A 23,599-nucleotide genomic window follows, 5' to 3' on the forward strand; every position below is an offset into this window, starting at 1 on the left:
CCCGTGGGTGCTGCCGGCGATCACGGTGAGTTCGGCGCCGCCGTCCTCGGTGACGACCCGGGGGATGTCGCCGGGAGCGCGCCCGTACCGAACGCGCGGCGGCGTCGATTTGAGCCGGGCCGGCAGGTTCAACCAGATCTGGAGCAGGTGCTGCGGGCCGCCGCCGGCCAGCAGTTCGGGGGTGGGACGGGCGAGGTGGACCAGGCCCGACCCGGCCGTGAGCCACCGCACCTCGCCGGGGCGCAGGACCCGCTCGCGCCCCGCCGAGTCGATGTCCTCCACGGAGCCTTCGATGACGTACTGGATGGCCTCGAACCCGCGGTGCGGATGCGGCGGGGTGCCCTTGGCCTCACCCGGGCCGAGCACGTGCGGGCCGACCTGTCCCACCATCAGGAACGGGTCCAACAAAGGCAGTTCCGGCTGCGGGAAGGGGCGGCGTACGGGGATACCCTCGCCCTCGAAGGTGTGGAAGGGGCGGACGACGCGGAGGGTGGAGCGTACGGCGGAGGCGGCGGTGGTGAGGTGCATGCGCCGAATGAACGGCACCGCGAATTCCCCTGTCAACGCGGCCCGGTTCGGCTGTCAGGTCGTACCGCGGGCTTCAGCCACCGCGTCGCCCGCCCCCCCCGCGTCACCGCTCCTCCCCGCCGCCTGCGGCGTCAGCGCCTGCGGGCCCGCGAGCGGCGCAACAGTACGCCGGCGGCGGCGCCGGCCAGGGCGATCACGGCCACGCCCGCCGTGGTCCACCAGACGGTACGGTCGCTGCCCTCGCTCTCCCCGGCCGGGTCCGCAGCCGGAGCCGGGGGCGCGGAAGCCGAGGACACCGGTCCGGCGGACGCGCCGGAGGGGGCGGGCGGGGCGGAGGGGGACGGTGCGGCCGCGCTCGGCGTGGCCGCGGACGGCGCCGGGTCGACCACCGGGACGGCGATCTCCTTCTCGCCGTGCCCCAGTGACGGGAAGCCCACGTCGACGCTCACCTTCCACGTACCGGGCGGCAGCACCTCGGCGGTGCTCCAACCGGTACGCGACCCGGGGTCACGCACCAGCCGCCAGGGACCCATCGTGCGGGAGCCGTCGGGGCTGACCGAGTTCACCGTCGCGGCGACCGCCTCTTCGATGGCGTCCCCGTCGTTCTCCCAGGTGATCTCGGTGGTGACATGGCCTTCGCGCTGCCCGCTGATCACGACCTTGACGGTGTCGCCGTGGGCGTGGGCTTCGATGGGGAGGGCCACGGCCAGGGCCTGGACGAGGAACAGGAACAGGAAGCCGAGTCCGCTGCGGACCGGGAAAGCGGGACGTGTACGCATCGTGGGGTGCTCCTGGTGCGGTGGGATGCGAGGTGCTGCGCCGCGGGGATGAGCCGCGGCGCGGGAGACGAGGGGGCCGGTGGACGGCCGCGCGGAGGCGGCCGTCCACCGGCGGGCGGGCGGGATCGGATCCGAAGGTCAGCCGGCCTTCTGGACCGTCCACACCTGGGAGGCGCGGCCGTCCGTGCGCTGGAGGTCGAGCAGCCAGGCGCCGTAGTACGGGCGGCTGCTGACGGTCAGGGCGTAGCCGCCGCTCGCGTCGGTGACGGTCACACCGCCGCCGCGGGCGGCCAGCTTCCACTGCTGCGCGGAGTTGCCGCCGCAGGGCTGCTGCGCGATCCACATGCCGGCGGCCGGAGCGCCGCCCGCCTGCAGGCACTTGCCGGAGACGGCGGACTTGATGCGGACGAGCCCGCTGCCCGCGTCCTCGAAGAGCCACTGCTGCTGGGCATAGCCGTTGGCGCGGCTGCCGACGAGGACGGTGCCGTCGGCGCTGCGGCCGCCCCACAGTTCGGCGTTCATGCCGGTGCTGCCGTTGCCGAGCGTGTAGCGGGCACCGGGGGTGGTGGTGCCCCCGCCCGCACCCGTCGTACGGAAGACCGTGGTGGGGCCGGCTCCGCTGTCACGGCCGGAGGAGTCGCGGACCGAGACGGCGACCTTGTACTCCGTACCGGGCTTGAGGTTGTAGATGCGCAGGGCCTGCGACTGGACCCAGGTCAGGTGCTTGCCGTTCAGCAGGACCTGGTACCACGCGGCCCCGTCGACCTTCGGCCAGCTCACCACGACGGAGTTCGACTGGATCTGGGCCGCCGTGGCCTTCGGGCCGCCCGTGGGCTTCTTGGTCGGGGTGGGGGTGGGCTTGTTCGTGGGGCTCGGCGTGGGCTTGGGGCCCGGGTCGGGGTTGGTGCCGCCGCCGTTGGCCTTCATCAGGAACTGGTTGTTCGCGATGTTCCAGTGCGTGGCGAGGTAGCTGCCCGCCTTGGGGTTGGTGTGGAAGTAGTCGTCGTGGTTGCAGTCCAGGATGTTCTCGGCGGCCTGGTTGGTGCACACGTTGCGCATCTGCGGGTAGTACGGGGTGTCCGAGTAGCACATGACGTCGTACTCGTCCGTGCAGTGGGCGCCGCGGCTGGTGTTGGGGGCGCTGTTGTTGACCGCGCCGAGGTTGTGGCCGAGTTCGTGCGCGGCGGTGTGGCCGCCCCAGCAGCCGGAGTCCGTACGGCCGTAGGAGGGGCCGAAGTTGCTCTGGTTGTCCTGGCCGGGCCGTTCGTCGCCCGCGAAGGTGCCGATGCCGCAGTAGACCTGGGTGTCCGCGAAGATCATGTACTTGCGGTCGCGGCGGTCGAGGCCCTTGCCGGCGAGCGCGTTGTTGGTCGCGCTGAACTCGGAGAGCGCGGAGGCCGGGAGCTCGATGTTCAGCACCGTCGGCGTGCAGTCCGCGGCCGTCACGAAGCGGATGTGGCGGATGCCGCCGGTCTCCTGGGCACTCGTGGAGTAGATGAGGTCGGCGTCGGCCGCCCACTTGCGGAACGAGGCGAGGTACTCGGAGTAGCGGTCGCGGTCGGAGCCGTGGACGTACACGACCTGGACGCGGTTGCCGGTGCTGCCGTCGCCGTCGCACTGGACGGTCTGGCCGGGGGGACCGGCCGCGGCGGCCTGGCTGCTGCCTCCGGCGGCCGCGGGCGAGGGCGCCGCGGCGGGGGCGGACTTGGCGGAGCCGGCGTCGGCGGCGGGCGCGTCCTGAGGGCGCCCGCTGCCTTCGGCCGCGGCTGCGTCGCCGGAGTCGGGCTTCGCCGGGTCGGCGGCCGGGGCCTTCGTCTTGACGACGGGGGCCACATCGGCCTTGATGTCGACGTCCTTGGGCGGGGCGTCGGGGCCGTGCGTGCACAGCCCGGCCTGCGTGCGGTAGACGCCGACGCAACGGTCGCCCTTCGGCGCGGCCTTGAGGCCGTCGAAGACCATGCCCTTGGCGGTCTCGTTGGCGGGCTCGCCCACGATGGGCGCCGGCTCCGCGTCGCGGGCCGGTGCGGCGGCCGGTGTGAGGGAGTCCGCGGCCGCCTCGGCCAGTACGGGCGTCCCTGCCTGGGCGTCGTCGCCGAGCCCGGAGTAGGCAATGCCGCCCGCTATCACCGCCGCCGTGGCCATGGCGGCGGTGAGGAGTATCAACCGGCGCGGTTTGCGCCGGTGTTCGCGCTGCTTCCTGCGATGTCTGGTCATGCGCACCTCAAATCCTTGGTCGGGAGGAGTGGGTGCGCGGAAGCTTGCCAGACCGGCGCGGTGGAGAATTCGGACAAACGGGAATGGGGCCCGAGATATCAGAACGTTACCTGGTGGCTGAATCTGATGAACCGTCAATCTGCTTACAGAAACGGCAAGTTACGCGCGTAGGGCGTTATTGGTCCAGGCCATTTAAAGGATCTCGTTATCTAATCGAGATATGTACCAAACCCTTATTGACGGCAATTCAGTCCGGAATTTATGTTATCGCTACGTCCCGAATTCCTCCCGTTACGAGCTGTGAGGAATCCCCCCTTCCGCCCGAGCAGGATGCCCGTCAGGGTCAGACGGAGTCCGCAGATCTGTCGGAGGGTGAGTGTTTCTCCCGCGATCACCGTGCCCAACAGCACGCCCGTGACCGGGTTCAGCAGCCCGAGCAATCCGACCGTCGCGGCCGGCAGCCGCCGGAGCCCCGTGAACCACGCGGCGAAGGACAGGGCCGTCGCGACGACCGTGACGTAGGCGAATCCGAGCGCCTCGGGAAGGTCGAGGGTCGGCGGTGGTCCCTCCGCGGCGACGGCGAACGGCAGCAGCAGGAGCCCGCCGCCCAGCAGCTGCCACGCCGTCGACGCGAGGACGTCCACCTCCGCGCTCCACCGCTTGGCCAGGACATAGCCGAACGAGGACATCACCATCGCGGTCACGGAAGCCGCGACGCCGAACGCGTCCATCGGGACGGCTCCGGTGAGCAGCATCAGCGACACGCCGGCCACGCCGAGGGCCGCGCCGGCCAGCTGCCGCGGCCCCGGCCGCTCGGCGATCAGCGCCCAGGCGAACAGCATCATCACCAGCGGCGCGGTGGCCATGACGGTCGAGGCCGCGCTGGTCGGCAGCCGCTGTGCGGCGACGTAGACCAGGGCGAAGAACGCGCTCATGTTGAGGAAGCCGAGCAGGAGGGACTTCCACCACCAGGATCCGCGGGGCGGCTTGCGGCAGGCGGCCAGGAGCAGCAGGCCGGCGGGCAGTGCCCGCAGGGCCGCGCCGTAGAGGGGGTGACCGGCGGGCAGGAACTCGCGGGTGACGTAGTAGTTCGTGCCCCAGGCGATCGGCGCCGCCGCGGTGACCAGCGACCATCGGAGATTGGCTTCCATGGAAGCTATAATACCTTCCATGGAAGCTATACTGGGCGGGTGAAGCGCGAACCGTACGAACCGCACGAGACGCAGGCGGGGACGAGCCCGGCGGCGCCCGCCGACCACGTCGCCCGCATCCAGGCCGAGTGGGCGCGCGAGCGCCCGGACCTCGACGTCTCCCCGCAGGGCGTGATCGGGCGACTGCACCGGCTGGGGCTGCTCCTGACGGACCGGCTCTGCCTCGTCTACCGCCGCTACGGTCTGAGCGAGGGGGAGTTCGACGTGCTCGCGGCCCTGCGCCGCGCGGGAGCCCCGTACGAGAGGGCCCCCGGCGAGCTGGCGGTGCACACCATGGTCACGACGGGCGCGATGACCAAGCGCATCGACCGGCTCGAACGGGACGGCCTCGTCGCACGCCGGCGCTCGGCCGCCGACGGCCGGGGGCGCGTGGTCGCGCTCACCGCGGCCGGGCGCGAGCTGATCGACCGGGCGTTCGCCGAGCACATGGAGAACGAGCGGAGCCTGCTCGAAGGCCTCGCCCCGCAGCAGGCCGCCGAGCTGGAGGCGCTCCTCACCGCCTGGCTGGCCCGGATCGAACCCCCGCCCTGACGCATCGGGGGGTCGCCGGCGGACGCTCTACCGGCGGCCGCCGAGCTTGACCCACTTCGCCGTGCTCGGCACCCCCTTCGCGTCGAGCAGGAACAGCATGTAGTACCCGGGCGGGGCGTCCGCCGCGCCCGGCGGGGTCCGCAGCCCGATCGCGGAGCCGCGTACGCCCGTGATCGGGAGTTCCAGGTGGCGCTGGCTGGTGTTCACGGCGTGGGTGACGGTGGTCGGCGCGAGGAGCACCGCGCGGGTGACCGCGGCCGCCGTGGAACTGCCCACCTCGAACCCGGCGCCGTAGCCCAACTCGCCCCCGGGAACCCGGTCCAGGGCGGGCCGGGCGCCGCCCCGGTGCAGGTACGCGGGCTCGTAGAGCTCGATGCTGCCGTCCATCGCGTCCTTGATGTCCGGGTCGTTGGCGATCTGCTGGAGCTCGTCGCCGGTCACCATCATCCGGCCGTCCGGCAGCACCAGGGCGTTGGAGTGGTAGCCGCGCGGCAGGCGCTGCGACGGTCCGAGCTTCCAATGGCCGCGGGCATCGCGGAGTTCGATCTGCCGGTACGAGAGATCGGCCTGCGGATTGAACGGTCCGTGCCCGTAATCCCGGGTGCTCAGAGCCCCGTTGACGGTCAGCAGCGTGCCGTCCGGCAGGATCAGCGTGTCGTCCTGCGTACGGCCGAAGGCGCGCGGCTCCTCGGTGGTCCACGCGCCGCCGGACAGCCGGTAGGTGTTCGGGTCGTGCGGATCGCCGCCGAGTACGAGCACGGAGTCCGGGCCCCGGAACCCGGCCGGCAGCGGCACGGCCGAACCGTAGCCCCTGAAATCGGCGGGCCGCCGCGGCAGATCGGCCCGGGTCTCCTTGACCGGGTCGAACAGCCACTGCTGGTCGGCGTCGCGGCCGAGCCCGTAGATCATGCCGTCGCGCAGCGAGAAGAGGTGCGGGTAGTCGTTGCGGAAGGGGGCGTCGGCGCGGAGCCGCTCCGCCGCGAGGCCGACCGGGATGTCGTACGTCCGCCAGGGCACGGGATGGCGCAGCGCGGGGAAGCGCTCCACGACCGGGGTGGGCGTGCCCGTACCACGCTCGGACTGGCCGGACATGATGATCTGGCGTCCGTCCGCCCCGGTCACGACCGAGGGGTACCAGCGGCCGACGGCCATGTCCTGGTTGCGGTACCAGGTTTCCGTCCACGGGTCGAACACGAAGGACAGCTTGGCGCCGCTGCCGCCCTTGCCGCCGGTGTTGCCGCCGAAGACCCCGACCATGCCGTTGGGCAGGAAGGCGTGCCCGGCACAGAAGAAGGGGGCCGGGCGGGGGGTGTACGTACCGTCGGGCATGAGGACGGTCGGGGGCTCCACCTTCTTGAACGCCCGGGCCCCCGTGCCCTTGGCCGGGTCCCACAGGAACGCGCGGCCGGCGTTCGTCGCGCCGATCCGGTCGGTGGGCCCGGTCTCCTTGGTGGGGTTGGTCTCGACGCGTTCGAAGGAGAAGAGGAGCACCTTGCCGGTGGGCAGCAGCGCGGTGTGGACGCCGAAGTCGGGGGAGGGGAAGAACTCCGTGAACCGGCCGAACCGGGAGGCATCGAAGAGGGCGTTGGTCTTCTGCTGCGAGGCCTTGAGCGCGGCCAGGCCGGCGGTGCGCTTCGACTGCGGGTAATCCTTGGGGCCCTTGACCGCGCTGCGCCGCCGGGCGTGTTCCCGGGCGTGCTCTTCGCCGATGACGGCGGCTTCGGCGGGGTCGGCCTCGGCCGTCAACGCCGCGCCGTCGCCGTGGTGGTGGCCCGGCGGGGACGCGTGGGCGGGGGCGGCCGCCGCGAGAGCGGGTGAGGGGGGCGCGGCGAGGGATACGAGGGCGGCGGCCACGCTCACGCACGCGGACAGCAGCGCGGCGGATCGCCGTACGAGCGGGCCGGGCGGGCGGGGCGGAGCAGGCTGGCCAGGCGGAGCGGGCGGGCCGGGCAGGCGGGGCGGACCGGACGGGCCGGGCATGGGCTCTCCTCCGTCGGCGGGATGCCCAGCATATGAAATATGGGACTTTTGGTGCGGAATGACGCGGTCGAGGTCGCAGGTGGTGCGCGGCATACGCCATTCGGCCGTCGAGAGCGGCGTGCTGAATCGTTTCCCCGGTGAACCGGCCCGTCCGACCGGGTGAGACGGCGTACCCGCCACGGCCCGACGGCCGCCCGCGGCGGCTATCCATGGCGACGTGATCAAGCCACTTCGCACCACCCGCAGGACTCGCGCCGCACTGGCCGCCGCGGCCGTGACCGGATGCCTCGTCACGCTCTCCCCGTCGGCCGGGGCCACCGTCACCACGGCCGCCGCGCCCCCGGGCCGGGTGGCGGTCGACGTCGCCTCCGTCAACGGCTCGGGCTGCCGCCCCGGCAGCGCCGCCGTCGCCGTCGCCCCCGACAACTCGGCCTTCACCGTCACCTACAGCGAGTACCTGGCCTCGGCCGGCGGCGGGGTCGCCGCCACCGAAGGCCGCAAGAACTGCCTGCTCTCCCTCCTCGTACACGTCCCGCAGGGCTACACGTACGCGGTCTCCCACGTGGACTACCGGGGCTTCGCGGACCTGCAGCCCGGCGCGGTCGGTACCCAGAAGGCCAGCTACTACTTCCAGGGCATGAGCCAGACCGCCAACCGGACCCACCAGTTCCACGGCGCGCTCGCCGACAACTGGCAGGTGACCGACACCACCGGCATCGAGGCCCTCGTCTTCGCCCCCTGCGGCGAACAGCGCAACTTCAACATCAACACCGAGTTGCGCGCGGAGGTCGGGACCTCCGACAAGAACAAGACGAGCTACATGACCGTCGACTCCACGGACGGCAGCATCAACTCCGTGTACCACTTCTCCTGGAAGGAGTGCCCGGTCCGCCGCTGAACGCGGCGCACGGCTCCCTGACTCCCCGGGCGGCGGTGGCGGCGACCCCGCCCCCGCCGCCCGGCGGTCCTCGCCGACGGCCTCGGCCGCCGCTGCACGGCCCCGAACAGGCCACGCGCCCCGCACACTTCAGCAGGCCGGAATCGGTCGAAATCCGCCTCCAGGGAGAGGATTTCACCCTCAGGACATGGGCCGCTCACCGCGCGGGCCGATGGCGGACGCGGAGGAGGCCGGCGCTGAGACGGCCCGCGGCCCGGCCGCCGACACCCGCAGGATCCGCAGGGCGAGCTGGATCTCCAGCGCCCCGGCCGGGGTGTTCCAGTCCTCGCCCAGGATCTGCCGGATCCGCTCCAGGCGCTGCACCACCGTGTTGACGTGCACATGCAGCGCGTCCTTGGTACGGGCCAGACTGGATCCGTGCGCGAAGTACGCCTCCAGGGTGCGGACCAGTTCCGTCCCGCGCCGGGCGTCGTACGCGATCACCGGCCCCAGCACCCGGTCCACGTAGGCGCCCACGTCCGCCCCGTCACCCAGGAGCACCCCGAGGAACCCGAGGTCGGGCAGGCCGGCTCCGCCACCGGTGTGGCCGAGGGCGTGCAGGGCCTCCAGGCAGCGCAGCGCCTCGGCATACACGCCGGGCAGGTCCTCCGGACCGGCGGCCGGCCCGGCGGAGCCCGCGGTCACCGGGGCTCCCAGGGCCCGGCCGAGCTCGGCCGCGAGCGAGCGGGCGAGCGGGCCCGGGTCGCCCGTGGGGGCGAGGAGGACGATGCGGCCCTCGTGCAGGCCGGCCAGCCCGTCGCGGGCGCGCGCGTGGCGCGCGGCCTCCGCCGCCAGCCGGGAGCGCAGCGCGGGGTCGCAGTGCAGCACCACCAGGGCGTGCGGCCGGGCGAGGTCGACCCCCAGCTTGCGGGCCCGGATCGCCCGGCTGCCGGTATCGCGGACGCGCCCGGGGGCCGCCGGAGCCAGCAGGTCGCCGAGGAGTTCGCCGCGGACCCGGTCCTCGGCGTGGGCGATGGACCGCCGCAGCAGGAGCAGCAGCGCCGTGACCAGTCCGGCCCGCTCGAACAGCCGCCGCTCGGTGTCGGGCAGGCCGTCGCCGCGCCCGCCGAGGGTGATGCTGCCCAGGAGCTCCGGCCCGGCGAGGACCGCGCAGACCCACGCGCCGTCCACGGCGACGGCCCGGCCGCCGGAGCGCGACGCCGCGAGGGCGTGGGCCGGCGGGCCCGCGGGCGGGGCGGCCGGATCCGTACCGACCCGCGTGAGCTCGGCGCCGTCCGCGTCGTGCACGACCAGGCTGCCGCGCAGCAGAGCGGCGACCTCACGGGCGACGTCGGCCACGTCCCCGCCGCGCAGAACGAGGCGGGTGAGCCGGTCGTGGGTCTCGGCGGCGAGCCGCGTCGCCTCGCTCTGCGCGCGGGCGGTCTCGGTGGCGACCCCCAGTTCCACGAGGGCGGCACGGGTCTCTTCGAGCAGCCGCGCGCTGTCGATGGCCACGGCGGCGTGGTCGGCGAGGGAGGAGAGCAGCGCGACCGCGTCGGGCGCGAAGTCGCGGACCGCCCGGTCGGCGGCGTACAGCACCCCGATCACGCGGGTCCCCACGCGCAGCGGGACGCCGAGGATGCCGCGCAGGCCCTCCTCGCGGACCCCGTTGTCGATGACCTCCGTATGCCGGAAGCGGTCGTCGGTGCGATAGTCGGCGCTGGCGTACGGGCGGGCGCTCTGGGCGACCAGTCCGCCGAGCCCCTCGCCCATGCCGAGCCGCAGCTGCTGGAAGGCGGCCGACACCGAGCCGTCGGTGACGCGCATGAACGTGTCGCCGACGGCGGGGTCGTTGAGGGTCAGGTACGCGACGTCGGTGCCCAGCAGCATGCGGGCCCGGTGGACGATGGCCCGCAGCACCGCGTCGAGTTCGCGCAGGGCGGCGAGGTCGCCGGCGGTGTCGAACAGGGCGGTGAGCTCCGCCTCGCGCCGCCGGTGCTGGTCGAGCGTACGGCGGATGTCCAGCGCCACCCGCGTGGCCTCCTCCACGAGGGCCTGCTCGGCGGGGCCCGCCCCCGCGGAGCGGGCGTCGGCGGCGGGCCGCTCGAACTGCTCGACCGGAGCGCCGCGGCGCAGCAGTTCGAGCAGTTCGAGCAGAGCGGATTCCCGCGGGGAGGTCATGGCGGCATTCTCCCGTGACCGGAGGGCGGGGCTCAGGCGGGGTGGTCGGCCGCGGCCGGAAGCGGAGCCGCCCGGCGGCCGGAGGCAGGCTCGGCTCCGGCCCGGGTGAGGTCCCGGCCGCGGGTCTCGCGGGCGAACGCGACGGTGAGGGTGGTCACCACGGCGGCCGCACAGAGGTAGAGGGAGACGGGGACGGAGGAGCCGTAGTCCTTGAGGAGCTCGACGGCGATGAGCGGAGCCAGGGCTCCGGCGACGATCGAGGCCAGCTGCGAGCCCATCGAGGCGCCGGAATAGCGGACCTCGGTGTCGAACATCTCGGAGATGAAGGCGGCTTGGGGCCCGTACATGGCGCCGTGCAGGAGCAGTCCGGCGGTGACGGCGACGGTGATGACGGCGAAGGACTTCGAGTCGACCAGGGCGAAGAACGCGAACGCCCACAGGGCCATGCCCGCCGCCCCGATCAGCGTCACCGGCCGCCGCCCGATCCGGTCCGAGAGCGCGCCCCAGGCCGGGATGGTGACGAAGTGGACGGCCGAACCGATGAGGACGGCGTTCAGCGCCGTGCTCTTGGCCAGCCCCAAGTGGACGGTGACGTACACCAGGAGGAAGGAGGTCAGCACGTAGTAGGAGATGTTCTCGCCGAACCGGGTCCCGACGGCGGTCAGCACCTGTCGCCAGCTGCGGCGGAACACCTGGACGACGGGCGCGTCCTCCTCGCGCCCCTGCCGGGCGGCCTGCGCGGCGAGGAACACGGGGGACTCGGACACGGAGAGCCGGATCCACAGTCCGACGATCACCAGCACACCGGAGAGGAGGAAGGGCACGCGCCACCCCCAGGCCAGGAACGCCGCGTCGGACTGCACCCCGGCAAGCAGGGCCAGTACCCCGGTGGCCAGCAGGTTCCCGCCCGGCGCACCGGACTGCGGCCAGGACGCCCAGAACCCCCGGTGCTCGGCCCCGCCGTGCTCGGAGACGATCAGCACGGCCCCGCCCCACTCCCCGCCGAGGGCGAAGCCCTGCACCAGCCGCAGGACGGTGAGCAGGACGGGAGCCCCGACGCCGATGCTCGCGTACGTGGGCAGCAGCCCCATGGCGAAGGTGGCTCCGCCCATCATGAGCAGGCTGAGCACCAGGAGCTTCTTGCGCCCGACCTTGTCCCCGAAGTGCCCGAACACCACCCCGCCGAGCGGCCGCGCCAGGAACCCGATGGCGTAGGTGATGAACGCGATCAGCGTGCCGGTGAGCGGATCACTGGTCGGGAAGAACAGCTTGTTGAACACCAGCGCGGCGGCGGTGCCGTAGAGGAAGAAGTCGTACCACTCGATGGTGGTCCCGATGAGACTCGCCGCGACGATTCTCTTGATGTTCCGAGGACTGGCTGACGACGGGACAGAGGCGGCCATGAGTACCACTTCCGGAAGGGGGAGGGGACGTGTGCGTGTCGCCACACCATAGGAACGCCCAGGTCAACGGCACATGTGACGGGTCACCACACTTCAGCCCCACCTCATGTGCGCACGACCCACCCCGCCACCGGGGCGCTCCCCTGCGGCCTCCGTCCACTCCGAAACGTTGGTCGCGTTGCTCGTGTGGCGGTGGTCCCGCCACCGGCCGCACCCGGTTGTCGCTCACCGGCAGCAGTGACTCCGGCACGGCCCACTCGGAGTCGGTCGGATCACCCCGGCTCATATGACCGGAACAGCGAGTGACCTGACGGCAGTGGCACGGTCAGCCCGCCGCCTGACGGGCGGTTTCCGGACAGCCGGCCGCAGCGCGGAGCGGCCGTCCGGAGCCTCAGCGACCTCGAACTTGCGCGCCTGAAGGTTGATCTTCAGCGCGCGGACGAGCTGCGGATCGTCCTCCACCACCAGCACCCGGGTCATCGGTGTGCAGCCTTTCCTTCGTCGGGAGCAAGACGGTAAGGAGCCGGCAGGGCGCGAGCATGGCGCGCCCTGCCGGCTCCCGGTCCGTGCGATGGGGAACATCAGCTCTTGGTCAGTGCCTTGAGCGCGGCGTTGAGCTCGAGGACGTTCACGCGGGGTTCGCCCATGAAGCCGAGAGTCCGGCCGGTGGTGTGGTCGGCGACGAGCTCGGCGACCTGCTTGACGTCGAGCTCGTTCCGCTCGGCGACCCGGTGGATCTGGAGTTCGGCGTACTGGGGGGAGATGTTCGGGTCGAGGCCGGAGCCGGAGGAGGTGACGGCGTCGGCCGGCACGTCCTGCGCCTTGACCTCGTACGTGGCCGTGGAATTGTCCGCGATCACCGCGTCCTTGGCTTCGGTGACGAGCTGGACGAGGTCGGGGTTGTCCGCGGCCTTGTTGGTGGCGCCGGAGAGGATCAGGGAGTACTGGGTGTTGACGCTGTTGGCGCCCAGGCCGTTGGAGGGGCGGGGCTGGAACCACTTCAGGTCGGGCCTCGCGGCCTCTTCGGCGTCGTTCGGGTCCTTCTTGGGCAGGTCGTACGTCTGCCCGATGAGCGAGGAGCCGACGACGTTGCCGCTCTCGTCCTTGATCTCGGAGCCGTTGGCCTTGTCGTTGAACAGGGCCTGGGCGATGCCGGTGACGGCGAGCGGGTAGATGACCCCGCAGATCAGGGTCAGGACGAGCAGGGCTCGCAGGCCCGCCCCGATCAACCGCGCCGTGTTGCCTACAGAGTTGTTCATAGCCGATCAGCCGATTCCGGGGATGAGGGAGATGAGGAGGTCGATGAGCTTGATGCCGACGAACGGGGCGATCAGACCGCCCACGCCGTACAGCCCCAGGTTGCGGCGGAGCATCTTGTCGGCGCTGGTCGGCTTGTACCGCACACCCTTGAGGGCGAGCGGCACGAGCGCGATGATGATCAGCGCGTTGAAGACGACCGCGGACAGGATCGCGGACTCCGGGGAGGCCAGGCCCATGATGTTGAGCTTGTCCAGGCCCGGGTAGACCACCGCGAACATGGCCGGGATGATCGCGAAGTACTTCGCGACGTCGTTGGCGATGGAGAACGTGGTCAGCGCGCCGCGGGTGATGAGGAGCTGCTTGCCGATCTCGACGATCTCGATGAGCTTGGTGGGGTTGGAGTCCAGGTCCACCATGTTCCCGGCCTCCTTGGCGGCCGAGGTGCCCGTGTTCATCGCGACGCCCACGTCGGCCTGGGCCAGGGCGGGCGCGTCGTTGGTGCCGTCGCCGGTCATCGCGACCAGCTTGCCGCCCGCCTGCTCCCGTTTGATGAGGGCCATCTTGTCCTCGGGCGTGGCCTCGGCGAGGAAGTCGTCGACACCGGCCTCCGCGGCGATGGCCTTCGCCGTCAGCGGGTTGTCGCCGGTGATCATGACGGTCTTGATGCCCATGCGGCGCAGCTCGTCGAACCGCTCGCGCATGCCCTCCTTGACGACGTCCTTGAGGTGGATGACACCCAGGACGCGGGCGCCCTTCCCGTCATCGACGGCCACCAGCAGCGGGGTGCCGCCCGCCTCGGAGATCCGGTTGGCGAGCAGGTCGGCGTCGCTGGAGACTTGACCGCCCTGCTCCTTGACCCAGGTGATCACCGATCCGGCGGCGCCCTTGCGGGTCTTCCTGCCGTCCACGTCCACACCCGACATCCGGGTCTGGGCGGTGAAGGCGATCCACTCGGCGTGCGCGAGCTCGCCCTGCCGGCGTTCGCGCAGCCCGTACTTCTCCTTCGCCAGTACGACGATGGAGCGGCCCTCGGGGGTCTCGTCCGCGAGGGAGGACAGCTGGGCGGCGTCCGCCAGTTCGGCCTCGGTGGTGCCCTTGACCGGTACGAACTCCGAGGCCTGGCGGTTGCCGAGGGTGATGGTTCCCGTCTTGTCGAGCAGCAGCGTCGACACGTCACCGGCGGCCTCGACCGCGCGGCCGGACATGGCCAGGACGTTGCGCTGCACGAGGCGGTCCATGCCGGCGATGCCGATGGCCGACAGCAGGGCGCCGATGGTGGTGGGGATGAGGCAGACCAGCAGGGCGGTCAGCACGATCATGGACTGCTCGGCGCCCGCGTAGATCGCGAACGGCTGGAGCGTGACGACGGCGAGGAGGAAGACGATCGTGAGCGAGGCGAGGAGGATGTTCAGCGCGATCTCGTTCGGCGTCTTCTGCCGGGCCGCGCCCTCCACGAGGGCGATCATGCGGTCGATGAACGTCTCGCCGGGCTTCGTCGTGATCTTGACGACGATCCGGTCCGAGAGGACCTTCGTACCGCCGGTCACCGCACTGCGGTCACCGCCGGACTCGCGGATCACCGGGGCGGATTCACCCGTGATCGCGGACTCGTCGACCGAGGCGACGCCTTCGACGACGTCCCCGTCGCCGGGGATGATGTCGCCGGCCTCGCAGACCACCAGGTCGCCGATCTTCAGCTCGGTGCCCGGGACCTGCTCCTCGCCCCTGCCGTCCGTGGTCAGGCGGCGGGCGACGGAGTCGGTCTTGGCCTTGCGCAGGGTGTCCGCCTGGGCCTTGCCGCGGCCCTCGGCCACGGCCTCGGCGAGGTTGGCGAAGATCGTGGTCAGCCACAGCCAGCCGGTGATGGCCCATCCGAACCAGTCCGTCGGGTCCTTGACGGCCAGCACGGTCGTGACGACCGAGCCGACGAGGACCACGAACATGACCGGCGACTTGATCATGACACGCGGGTCCAGCTTCTTCACCGCGTCGGGGAAGGACTTCAGCAGCTGCTTGGGGTCGAACAGGCCCCCGCCGACACGGCCGGCAGGCGGCTTGCGGCTGGTGGGCAGGTCCTCGTGCGGGGCACGGGCTCCAGTGGCGGTGCTCATGATGCGAGCCCTTCGGCGAGCGGCCCCAGCGCGAGGGCGGGGAAGTAGGTCAGACCGGTGACGATGAGGATGGTGCCGACGAGCAGGCCGGTGTACAGCGGCTTGTCGGTACGGAGCGTGCCCGCGGTCTCGGGGACGGGCTTCTGCTCGGCGAGGGAGCCGGCCAGCGCCAGGACGAACACCATGGGCAGGAAGCGGCCCAGCAGCATGGCGATGCCGATCGTGGAGTTGTACCACTGGGTGTCGGCGTTGAGGCCCGCGAAGGCGGAGCCGTTGTTGTTGGCGCCCGAGGTGTAGGCGTACAGGACCTCGGAGAACCCGTGGGCGCCCGAGTTCAGCATCGAATGCGGCGGGGTGGGCAGCGCCATCGCCGCGGCGGTGAAGCACAGCACCAGGGCCGGGGTGATGAGGATGTAGCAGGCCGCGAACTTGATCTCGCGGGTGCCGATCTTCTTGCCCAGGTACTCGGGGGTGCGACCGACCATCAGGCCGGCGATGAACACCGCGATGATCGCCATGACCAGCATGCCGTAGAGACCGGAGCCGACACCACCGGGGGCGATCTCGCCCAGCTGCATGCCCAGCAGCTGGATGCCGCCGCCGAGACCGGTGTAGGAGGAGTGGAAGGAGTTGACCGCGCCGGTGGAGGTGAGCGTCGTGGCGACCGAGAAGATCGCGGACGCGCCGACCCCGAAGCGGGTCTCCTTGCCCTCCATCGCCCCGCCGGCGACGTCGAAGGCCGGGCCGTGGTGGGTGAACTCCGTCCACATCATCAGGGCGGTGAAGCCGAGCCAGATGGTGGCCATCGTGGCGAGGATCGCGTAGCCCTGGCGCAGGCTTCCGACCATGCGGCCGAAGGTGCGGGTCAGCGCGAACGGGATGACGAGGATCAGGAAGATCTCGAACAGGTTCGAGAACGGGGTGGGGTTCTCGAAGGGGTGGGCGGAGTTGGCGTTGAAGTAGCCGCCGCCGTTGGTGCCGAGCTCCTTGATGACCTCCTGCGAGGCCACGGCCCCGCCGTTCCACTGCTGGGCGCCGCCCATGAACTGGCCGACCTCGTGGATCCCGGCGAAGTTCTGGATGGCGCCGCAGGCGACCAGAATGATCGCGCCGATCACGGCGATGGGCAGCAGGATGCGGACGGTGCCGCGGACCAGGTCGGCCCAGAAGTTGCCGAGTTCGCCGGTGCGGGAGCGGGCGAAGCCCCGTACGAGGGCCACGGCGACGGCCATGCCGACCGCGGCCGAGACGAAGTTCTGCACCGCGAGGCCGCCGGTCTGCACGACGTGGCCCATGGCCTGTTCGCCGTAGTACGACTGCCAGTTGGTGTTCGCGACGAAGGATGCGGCGGTGTTGAAGGCCTGGTCGGGGTCGATCGCGGAGAAGCCGAGCGAGCCGGGCAGGATCCCCTGCGCACGCTGGAGGGCGTAGAGGAAGAGGACGCTCACGGCGGAGAAGGCGAGGACGCCGCGCAGGTAGGCGGGCCAGCGCATCTCGGCCGAGGGGTTGGCGCCGATGGCCTTGTAGATCCACTTCTCCGGCTTGTAGTGCTTCTCGGAGGAGTAGACGCGGGCCATGTGGTCGCCGAGGGGGCGGTAGGCCAGTGCGAGCGCGGCTATCAGTGCGAGGAGCTGGAGCACACCAGCGAGAACGGGACTCATCGGTGGCTAGAACCTCTCCGGGTACACGAGGGCGAGGACGAGGTATCCGAGCAGGGAGACGGCCACGACGAGGCCGACGACGTTTTCGACGGTCACAGCTTGGTCACCCCCCGGGCGATGAGTGCCACCAGCGCGAACACCGCGATCGTGATGACGACGAAGGCCAGATCGGCCACCGTGAGCTCCTGGGTGAAGAGGAAAGAAATGAACCGGCCAGATGGCCGATGACGACATAACCGTGTCTTCACCCCGGCGTTGAGACGCCTTGACGGCCTCCATACGGGCGCGCGGGGGCTCTTGACGCATCCCTGACGGGACGTGCCTGAAAAGGACCGGTCAGGCCTGGTGGGACAGGCCGGCGGTGTCCAGGGCGGAGCAGGCCTGCGCGGCCAGCGCGACGGCCACGATGCGGTCCTGCTCGGGGGGCAGCGGCCCGGGGTGCGGATCCAGCACGAAGCGGCCGTAGTAGTGTCCGCCGCCGACGACCCGGAGCTCGGTCTCGCCGTCCGGCCAGTCGGCGTACTCCGTCACCCGGCCCGAGCGGTCGTGCCACGCCGCCGTCGTGTTCCAGACGGGGCAGGTCGCCCCTCAGGGTCGTCTCCGCCCTCCTGTTCGTCTTCTCCGGCGGTGACACCAACACCCTCGTCCCGCTCTTCGCCATCGGCGTCTTCATCGGCTTCACCCTCTGCCAGGTCGGCATGGTCCGGCACTGGTACGCGGAGCGGCCGCGCGGCCGGCGGGCGAAGGCGGCGCTCAACGGCTTCGGCGCCCTCCTTACCGGGGTCTCGGCCGTCGTGGTCACCGCCACCGAGTTCACCGAAGGCGCCTGGCTGATCGTCGTCGCGCTGCCGCTGCTCGTCCTCGCCTTCGAGAAGATCCACCGCGCGTACGCCGAGATCGGCGAACGCCTGGAGCTCGGCCGCATCCCGGGGGCCCCGCGGCGGTCCCGCTCCGTGGTCGTGGTTCCCGTCTCCGGTCTGTCCCGGCTGACCAGCCAGGCCCTCACCGCCGCCCGCTCACTCGGTGACGAGGTCCTGGCCGTGACCGTCACCCATCCGTCCCCGGAGGACCGTGATGCGGCCGAAGCCCTGCGGCGTGACTGGGAGTTGTGGAAGCCGGGCGTCGAACTGGTCGAGCTCTCCTCGGAAACCGGATCACTCGGCCGCCCCTTGTCAGCGTACGTGCGGAAACCGGCGCAGAGGGCGGTTCGCCGCGACACCGACGCCGTGATCTGCCGGCTGCGCTTCCGCATCACGGCCGAGGCGCGTTGACGTCCGTTCCACGCCCACCTCCGCGGACGACCTGCTGCGACGCGACCTTGGCGGGTACGGCTCGGGCGGGCTCGTGATCGACGGACTGACGCCCCTCCACGCTCCCGATCCGCAGACGGACCTGGACCTTCTCACCGGACGTGCGGGTTCCGTCTTCGAGCGTGAGCGCGTCGCTACGCCACCGGAAGGAAAGGCGTTAAGAGGGCGTCAGGATTCCGTCAGGCGGGGCTATAGACGTATTGGCTGTGTTCTCGCTGCGTACGCTGGCCCAGCCGTCGACTCCGATGGCCGAATCCATTCCGTACGACAGGAGCGCCCGACGATGGCCACCCCTGCCCGCTCCTCGCGCCTGCGCGCGTGGATGCTGGAAGGCTTGACCGCCGAGAACAGTTCGCCCGCCGCCAAGGAGGCGGCGGCCCAGCCGCACGGCCGGCCGTGGTGGCGGGTCATGTGCCTGACCGGCCTCGACTACTTCTCCACCCTCGGCTACCAGCCCGGCATCGCCTTCCTGGCGGCCGGTCTGCTCTCGCCGCTGGCGACCATCGTGCTCGTGCTGCTGACCCTCTTGGGGGCGCTGCCCGTCTACCGGCGAGTGGCCGAGGAGAGCCCTCATGGCGAGGGCTCCATCGCCATGCTGGAGAAGCTCCTCTCCTTCTGGAAGGGCAAGCTCTTCGTCCTGACCCTGCTCGGGTTCGCGGCGACCGACTTCCTCATCACCATCACCCTCTCCGCCGCCGACGCGACCGCGCACATGGTGGAGAACCCGCACCTCACCAGCACGCTGCACGGCCACGAGGTCCTGATCACCCTGATCCTGATCGCGCTGCTCGGCGGGGTCTTCCTCAAGGGGTTCAGCGAGGCCATCGGCGTCGCCGTGGTCCTCGTGGGAACCTACCTCGCCCTGAACGTCGTCGTGGTGACGGTCGGGCTGTGGAACGTGTTCACGGAGCCGCAGGTCATCACCGACTGGACGAGCGCGCTGACCGCCGAGCACGGCAACCCCTTCATGATGATCGCCATCGCGCTGGTGGTGTTCCCGAAGCTCGCGCTCGGCCTCTCCGGTTTCGAGACCGGTGTCGCCGTCATGCCGCACGTCGAGGGCGACCCCTCGGACACCGAGGAGAAGCCCGCCGGGCGGATCCGGGGAGCCAAGAAGCTGCTGACCACGGCAGCCGTGATCATGAGCGTCTTCCTGATCTGCTCCAGCCTCATCACCACCCTGCTCATCCCGGCCGACCAGTTCCAGCCGGGCGGTGAGGCCAACGGCCGTGCCCTGGCCTACCTGGCCCACGCATACCTGGGCTCAGCCTTCGGCACGGTCTACGACGTCTCCACCATCTGCATCCTGTGGTTCGCGGGCGCCTCGGCCATGGCCGGCCTGCTCAACCTGATGCCGCGCTACCTGCCCCGTTACGGCATGGCCCCGCACTGGGCCCGCGCCCTGCGCCCGATGGTGATCGTCTTCACGCTGGTCGCCTTCCTGGTGACCTGGCTCTTCAACGCGGACGTCGACGCCCAGGGCGGCGCCTACGCCACGGGCGTCCTCGTCCTGATCACCTCGGCGGCCGCCGCCGTGACCATCGCCGCCCGGCGGGCCGGGGAGCGCGGCTGGACCATCGGCTTCGGCATCACCTCGGCCGTCTTCATCTACACCACCGCGATCAACGTCGTGGAGCGCCCCGACGGCGTCAAGATCGGCGCCTGCTTCATCGGCGGCATCATGGCGCTCTCCCTCCTCTCGCGCCTGGCCCGCGTCTTCGAGCTGCGCGTCACGCACATCGAGTTCGACGACATGGCGCAGCGGTTCATCCGCGACACCGCCAACCGCACGATCCGCTTCATCGCCAACGAGCCCGACAACCGCGACGTCGAGGAGTACCGCCAGAAGAAGGCGCAGATCCGCGCGGACAACGACATCCCGGCCGAGGACGACGTCATGTTCGTCGAGGTCACGGTCCTGGACGCCTCGGAGTTCGAGTCCGGCATGCGCGTACGCGGCGAAGTCCTGCACGACCGCTACCGCGTCCTGACCCTGGAGAGTTCCAGCATCCCCAACGCGCTGGCCGCCCTCCTGCTCCACGTCCGCGACGAGACAGGCCAGCGGCCCCACATCTACTTCGAGTGGACCGAGGGCAACCCGATGGCGAACTTCTTCCGCTTCTTCCTCTTCGGGCAGGGCGAAGTGGCCCCGGTCACCCGAGAGGTCCTCCGCGAAGCCGAACCGGACCGCGCCCGCCGCCCGCACGTGCACGCCGGCTGACCCCCCCCGCGCACTTCGGGGACCTGTCGGTGCGCGGGCACGTGTGGCGCGGATCGATCGGGGGAGACGCTGGTCGCCGCCCGGTTCGGGCCCATGGGCTTCGCGTCCGTCGATTCCGGCCCGCTCCCGCTCCAGGCCGGTTCGACGCCGGTTCAGTCCCGGGAGGCCGAGGACAGCGTGGTCGGGTCGACCCCGGAGAGTTCGACGATCCGGTGCGCCGGTACACCGGCGGCGAGGGCCCGGCGCAGCAGGCCGTCACGGTTGTCCTCGCTGTCGCGGAACGCGAGCAGCTCCTCCTCGATGCCCGCCACGCGATCCGTGGCCGTGGCGCGGCGGACCCGTTCCAGCTCCTCCTCGCCCAGCGGGACCGGGAGCCGCTCGGCCCCCTCCGGGATCAGTCCGGTCTGCTCCGGGGGAACCACGCGGACGGCCGGGGACGCGGGGCTCACGCCCTGGGCCGTGAACCAGGCCCGGACGGCCGGGGTTTCCAGGCACTCCAGCTCCCCGATGAGGGCCAGCGGCGTCCCTTGCCAGCCGTCCGAGGTCATCGCGAGAAAGAGGTAGGCGTCGTCCGTCATCGCGGGCACTCTCCTGACACGCTGTAGCTGCCGTTCACGTTCGCCCCGCACCTACCCTCTCCTTCCGCGGCCAAGCTGACCCATTCGGGGCGAAGGCGGGGCTTGCCGTGCCGGCGGGACCAAATGGCGCACGGACCGCCCCTGACCAGCCGCGGACCGCCTCGGCAACGGGCCGAACTCCCGTGTCAGTGTGTCGTGCAGCGGGTGTCGGCCATCGGCGGCCCGCCTTCGTACGATCGCGATCCGTACCCCGTCGCTTCGCCTGGCCGAGTGGTTGTCGCCCGGATCCGCCGGAACGTCCGAGAGGACGCATCGCCGTTGCACTCCTGGCTCTCCGAGCGCCGCCGGTCCGCGGTGAGCACGGCCGTCGCGATCCGCGTTGCCGTGCTCCTCGACCTCCTGGAGGCTCTCGCGCCAGGACCGCTGTCTGCCTCCGGCGCAGACCTGGGCGTGGCGGCACTGTTCGGCTATCTGCTCTGCTACCTGTGGTCACGCTGACGGCGTTCTCGGCCGCGCCGCCGGAACGGATCCGCGTGTGGGCCCGGAGGGAGGCGCGGGGCACCGCGCTGCAGCGCTACCTCCCGTGCCCGGGCTTCCAGTGGGCCAGTGGGTCAGCGGTAGAGCCACCACTCCTCGTCGCCGTCGAGGAACCGGGCCACGGCTGCCGCCCTCCCTCCCGCCTTGCCTCCCGTGTACGCCGAGAAGGCGACGAAGCTGCGGCCCGTCGTCGTACGCCCGAGGGTCGTGTCGCCGAACGGGTTGAACACCCAGCCGTACGCCGGCTCCACCGGCGACTCCCGGGCGGGCGGCCGGTGGTCCTGGGGCGGCCGCGGAGGGATCGCGGGCAGGGGCCGTGGTTCGGCCGACCGCCACGCGCCCTCGCTGAGGCGCAGCCGGTAGACGACGGGCTGGAGCCGGTGGGTGAGCGCGCACACCTCGACGAGTTCGGGCGTCACCACCTGAGCGGCGAAGCGCGCGTGCGGGGTCAGGCGGTCTTCGGGCCGGCCCAGCGGCCGGGGCGGTTCCCAGCCCCGGCCGGCCCGGTAGTCCGCCAGGTGCAGCCGAAGGTCGCGGCCGATGCCGAGCGCGAGCAGGTCGTCCCGGGTGGGGGCGAGGGCGACGAGCGCACCTCCGGGCAGCAGGGGGGCCGCCTTGTCGACGACGGTATGGGCCTTGCCGGGCCACTCGCCGCCGCGCGACCACCAGGCGTTCACGAGGCGCGACTCGCGATCGAGGAAGACCACCTCGACGGTGCGGCCGCGCGCCGCGACGGCCGGCGAGCCGAACGGGTGCAGCCGCAGGTCGCCCGCCATCGGCGCGGGTTCGCTCCAGGGGCCGTCCGCAGTGCGTCGCTGCGCGTGGAGGCGCTGTTCGGAGGAGACGGTGAACAGGTGGACGGACCGGTCGGACTGCCCGGCGGCGGCGAGGGCGCGGATCCGCCGTGCGCTGATCCCCGTGAGGGTCGGCAGGACCGTACGGACCCACGCGTCGCGCTGCAGTCGCCATTCGACCGGTACACCGCCGCGGAGTTGGGAGAAGACGACGGCGGGCCGTTCGGGCGGTACGGCGACGATCGGAGCGTCGGGTTCGACCGCCAGTGCCGGGGTGCTCTGCGGATGCGGGCCGGCCCGGCGGAGGCCGAGCAGGTGCAACAGCATCATGGGAGGGGTGCCGGTGTCGCCGCCGCGGGCGGGTTCGGCGAACGTGCCCCGCACCACCTGCGGATCGGGACGGCCCCCGAAGGCGGTGACCCGGGGTTCGGCGACGGGGAAGGCGGGGTTGCGGACCAGGGAGCAGTCGAAGTCGATCGGTGTCGTCGGGGTGAGGGAGCGTCGCACCCGCGTGATCGGCGCTCTGCGCTGCGGCATGTGGGCGACGTAGAAGCGGAATTGGCGGCCGACGGGCCAGGCGTTCCAGGCGGGGGCGGCTCCGCCCGGTGGCGGTGTCACCAGGGTCGGCCTGAGGGTGACCGAAGTGCGGGGCTCGCCCACTTCGATGCGCGTGGGATGCGCGGGGTCGAACGGCGGGACGACGGTGTCCGTCGTGCCCGCGTCGAAGACATCGATTTCGACGTCCCACACGAAGAGGTCGGGGCGGATCCGCAGCAGGGGGACGGCGACGGGGGAATGGAGGTAGAAGCCCGGCCGCATGGGCGGGGCGGCACCGGGGCCGGGCAGTGTGAGTTCCTCGCACAGGGCCAGGTAGTAGTCGCGCATCGGTTGCTCCGCGCGGCTGTCGAGGTCGAGTCTGGCCGAGTTCTCGTTGTCGATCATGACCACACCGCCGGCCCAGCCCGGATTGCGGGTTCCGATGATCGTCTTGATGTGCTGGGCGTGCAGCCGGCCCCGCTCCTGCGTCGGCTGGCCCGCGGGCGGGTGTGTGGACGGGTGCGCGGAGGTGTCGTGGGGGCTGCTGTAGCCGATGTAGAAGAAGACGGTGCCCCAGCCGGCGGCGGATGCCGCGTCCAGACGGTCCATCCAGTGCCGGTCCGGGCTCCTGGCGGAGATCGTGAAGCTCCCGGGCGGATGGCCGGCCACGGGCGGCCCATCGACGTAGGCACCGGCGAACCGCAGGTCGGAGGCGTCGTACAGCTCGGTGAGCCAGCCGGGCGCCGGCGCCTCGGCCCGGTCGAACCCGAAGAGGTACGGCGCGATCCGCGGCGCCGGTACGGGCGGCCCCGCCGGCGCCCGGGCGGGCAGGGGCACCGCCGGCGGTGGCGGTACGGGCGGGGCCGGCCGCGGGGGCGGGGGAGGC

General features: G+C 71.7%; 19 protein-coding genes and 2 pseudogenes. 5 read left to right on the forward strand and 16 right to left on the reverse strand.

Annotation, left to right across the window (positions count from 1 at the left end; translation table 11 throughout):
- From ACS04_RS10795 to ACS04_RS10810, 4 genes are all read right to left on the reverse strand, one after another.
- The coding region (locus ACS04_RS10795; RefSeq protein ID WP_167352582.1) for a pirin family protein at nt 1-528 on the reverse strand (528 nt) is incomplete at its 3' end.
- 131 nt (nt 529-659) lie between these two features.
- Nucleotides 660-1,307 carry a hypothetical protein gene (locus ACS04_RS10800; RefSeq protein ID WP_048476338.1) on the reverse strand — a complete coding sequence of 216 codons (648 nt, stop codon included), beginning with the start codon at nt 1,305-1,307 and terminating at the stop codon, nt 660-662.
- 138 nt (nt 1,308-1,445) lie between these two features.
- A complete protein-coding gene (locus ACS04_RS10805; RefSeq protein ID WP_245236354.1) occupies nt 1,446-3,521 on the reverse strand; it encodes an RICIN domain-containing protein in 2,076 nt (691 codons plus the stop codon).
- A gap of 233 nt (nt 3,522-3,754) precedes the next feature.
- Nucleotides 3,755-4,672 (reverse strand): DMT family transporter, encoded by a 918-nt coding sequence (locus ACS04_RS10810; protein ID WP_048476339.1) that lies wholly within the window; start codon nt 4,670-4,672, stop codon nt 3,755-3,757.
- Between the two features lie 117 nt (nt 4,673-4,789).
- On the opposite strand from ACS04_RS10810, the gene ACS04_RS10815 reads away from it, so the two are divergent.
- On the forward strand, nt 4,790-5,263 hold the full coding sequence (locus ACS04_RS10815) for a MarR family winged helix-turn-helix transcriptional regulator (RefSeq protein WP_048476357.1): 474 nt from the start codon (nt 4,790-4,792) through the stop codon (nt 5,261-5,263).
- A 27-nt stretch (nt 5,264-5,290) separates the two neighbouring features.
- Here the strand turns inward: ACS04_RS10815 and ACS04_RS10820 are convergent, their stop codons facing one another.
- Nucleotides 5,291-7,243 (reverse strand): galactose oxidase early set domain-containing protein, encoded by a 1,953-nt coding sequence (locus ACS04_RS10820; protein ID WP_078864625.1) that lies wholly within the window; start codon nt 7,241-7,243, stop codon nt 5,291-5,293.
- A 217-nt stretch (nt 7,244-7,460) separates the two neighbouring features.
- Between ACS04_RS10820 and ACS04_RS10825 the strand changes: the two genes are divergently transcribed.
- Nucleotides 7,461-8,141 (forward strand): DUF4360 domain-containing protein, encoded by a 681-nt coding sequence (locus ACS04_RS10825; protein WP_245236355.1) that lies wholly within the window; start codon nt 7,461-7,463, stop codon nt 8,139-8,141.
- A gap of 180 nt (nt 8,142-8,321) precedes the next feature.
- Here ACS04_RS10825 and ACS04_RS10830 read toward each other — a convergent pair whose 3' ends face one another.
- The 9 genes and pseudogenes from ACS04_RS10830 to ACS04_RS10865 all read right to left on the reverse strand — a co-directional run bounded on the left by ACS04_RS10830 (nt 8,322) and on the right by ACS04_RS10865 (nt 17,267).
- Nucleotides 8,322-10,301, reverse strand: coding sequence for a helix-turn-helix domain-containing protein (locus ACS04_RS10830; protein WP_048476340.1), 1,980 nt, complete (start codon nt 10,299-10,301; stop codon nt 8,322-8,324).
- A 32-nt stretch (nt 10,302-10,333) separates the two neighbouring features.
- Nucleotides 10,334-11,704, reverse strand: a complete 1,371-nt coding sequence (locus tag ACS04_RS10835) for an MFS transporter (RefSeq protein ID WP_048476341.1) — start codon at nt 11,702-11,704, stop codon at nt 10,334-10,336.
- A gap of 342 nt (nt 11,705-12,046) precedes the next feature.
- Nucleotides 12,047-12,184 (reverse strand): annotated as a pseudogene (locus ACS04_RS10840) (response regulator); the annotation flags it as partial.
- 101 nt (nt 12,185-12,285) lie between these two features.
- Complete coding sequence (locus ACS04_RS10845; RefSeq protein ID WP_048476343.1) at nt 12,286-12,963, reverse strand: potassium-transporting ATPase subunit C; 678 nt, start codon at nt 12,961-12,963, stop codon at nt 12,286-12,288.
- Between the two features lie 6 nt (nt 12,964-12,969).
- The gene (kdpB, locus tag ACS04_RS10850; protein WP_048476344.1) at nt 12,970-15,075 is read right to left on the reverse strand and encodes a potassium-transporting ATPase subunit KdpB; all 2,106 of its coding nucleotides are present in this window, start codon (nt 15,073-15,075) and stop codon (nt 12,970-12,972) included.
- Nucleotides 15,072-16,736 (reverse strand): potassium-transporting ATPase subunit KdpA, encoded by a 1,665-nt coding sequence (gene kdpA, locus ACS04_RS10855; protein ID WP_048476345.1) that lies wholly within the window; start codon nt 16,734-16,736, stop codon nt 15,072-15,074. The genes kdpB and kdpA overlap by 4 nt, the downstream gene beginning before the upstream one ends.
- 6 nt (nt 16,737-16,742) lie before the next feature.
- Complete coding sequence (gene kdpF, locus ACS04_RS35770) at nt 16,743-16,832, reverse strand: K(+)-transporting ATPase subunit F (protein ID WP_037860493.1); 90 nt, start codon at nt 16,830-16,832, stop codon at nt 16,743-16,745.
- Nucleotides 16,829-16,984: a hypothetical protein gene (locus tag ACS04_RS38620; protein WP_167352581.1), complete on the reverse strand. Its 156-nt coding sequence runs from the start codon at nt 16,982-16,984 to the stop codon at nt 16,829-16,831. Before ACS04_RS38620 ends, kdpF begins: the two co-directional genes overlap by 4 nt.
- 88 nt (nt 16,985-17,072) lie before the next feature.
- Complete coding sequence (locus ACS04_RS10865) at nt 17,073-17,267, reverse strand: hypothetical protein (RefSeq protein ID WP_048476346.1); 195 nt, start codon at nt 17,265-17,267, stop codon at nt 17,073-17,075.
- 38 nt (nt 17,268-17,305) lie between these two features.
- On the opposite strand from ACS04_RS10865, the pseudogene ACS04_RS10870 reads away from it, so the two are divergent.
- Nucleotides 17,306-18,007: pseudogene (locus ACS04_RS10870) on the forward strand (amino acid permease); the annotation flags it as partial.
- 322 nt (nt 18,008-18,329) lie between these two features.
- Nucleotides 18,330-20,267, forward strand: a complete 1,938-nt coding sequence (locus tag ACS04_RS10875; protein ID WP_048476347.1) for an APC family permease — start codon at nt 18,330-18,332, stop codon at nt 20,265-20,267.
- Between the two features lie 152 nt (nt 20,268-20,419).
- Here the strand turns inward: ACS04_RS10875 and ACS04_RS10880 are convergent, their stop codons facing one another.
- Nucleotides 20,420-20,845 carry a DUF6003 family protein gene (locus tag ACS04_RS10880; protein WP_048476348.1) on the reverse strand — a complete coding sequence of 142 codons (426 nt, stop codon included), beginning with the start codon at nt 20,843-20,845 and terminating at the stop codon, nt 20,420-20,422.
- Nucleotides 20,846-21,163: 318 nt separating this feature from the next.
- Between ACS04_RS10880 and ACS04_RS10885 the strand changes: the two genes are divergently transcribed.
- On the forward strand, nt 21,164-21,343 hold the full coding sequence (locus tag ACS04_RS10885; protein ID WP_245236356.1) for a hypothetical protein: 180 nt from the start codon (nt 21,164-21,166) through the stop codon (nt 21,341-21,343).
- A gap of 113 nt (nt 21,344-21,456) precedes the next feature.
- On the opposite strand, the gene ACS04_RS10890 is transcribed toward ACS04_RS10885, so the two are convergent.
- The coding region (locus tag ACS04_RS10890; RefSeq protein WP_209441673.1) for a hypothetical protein at nt 21,457-23,599 on the reverse strand (2,143 nt) is incomplete at its 5' end.

This window comes from Streptomyces roseus (genome assembly GCF_001044425.1).
GTDB lineage: Bacteria > Actinomycetota > Actinomycetes > Streptomycetales > Streptomycetaceae > Streptomyces > Streptomyces roseus.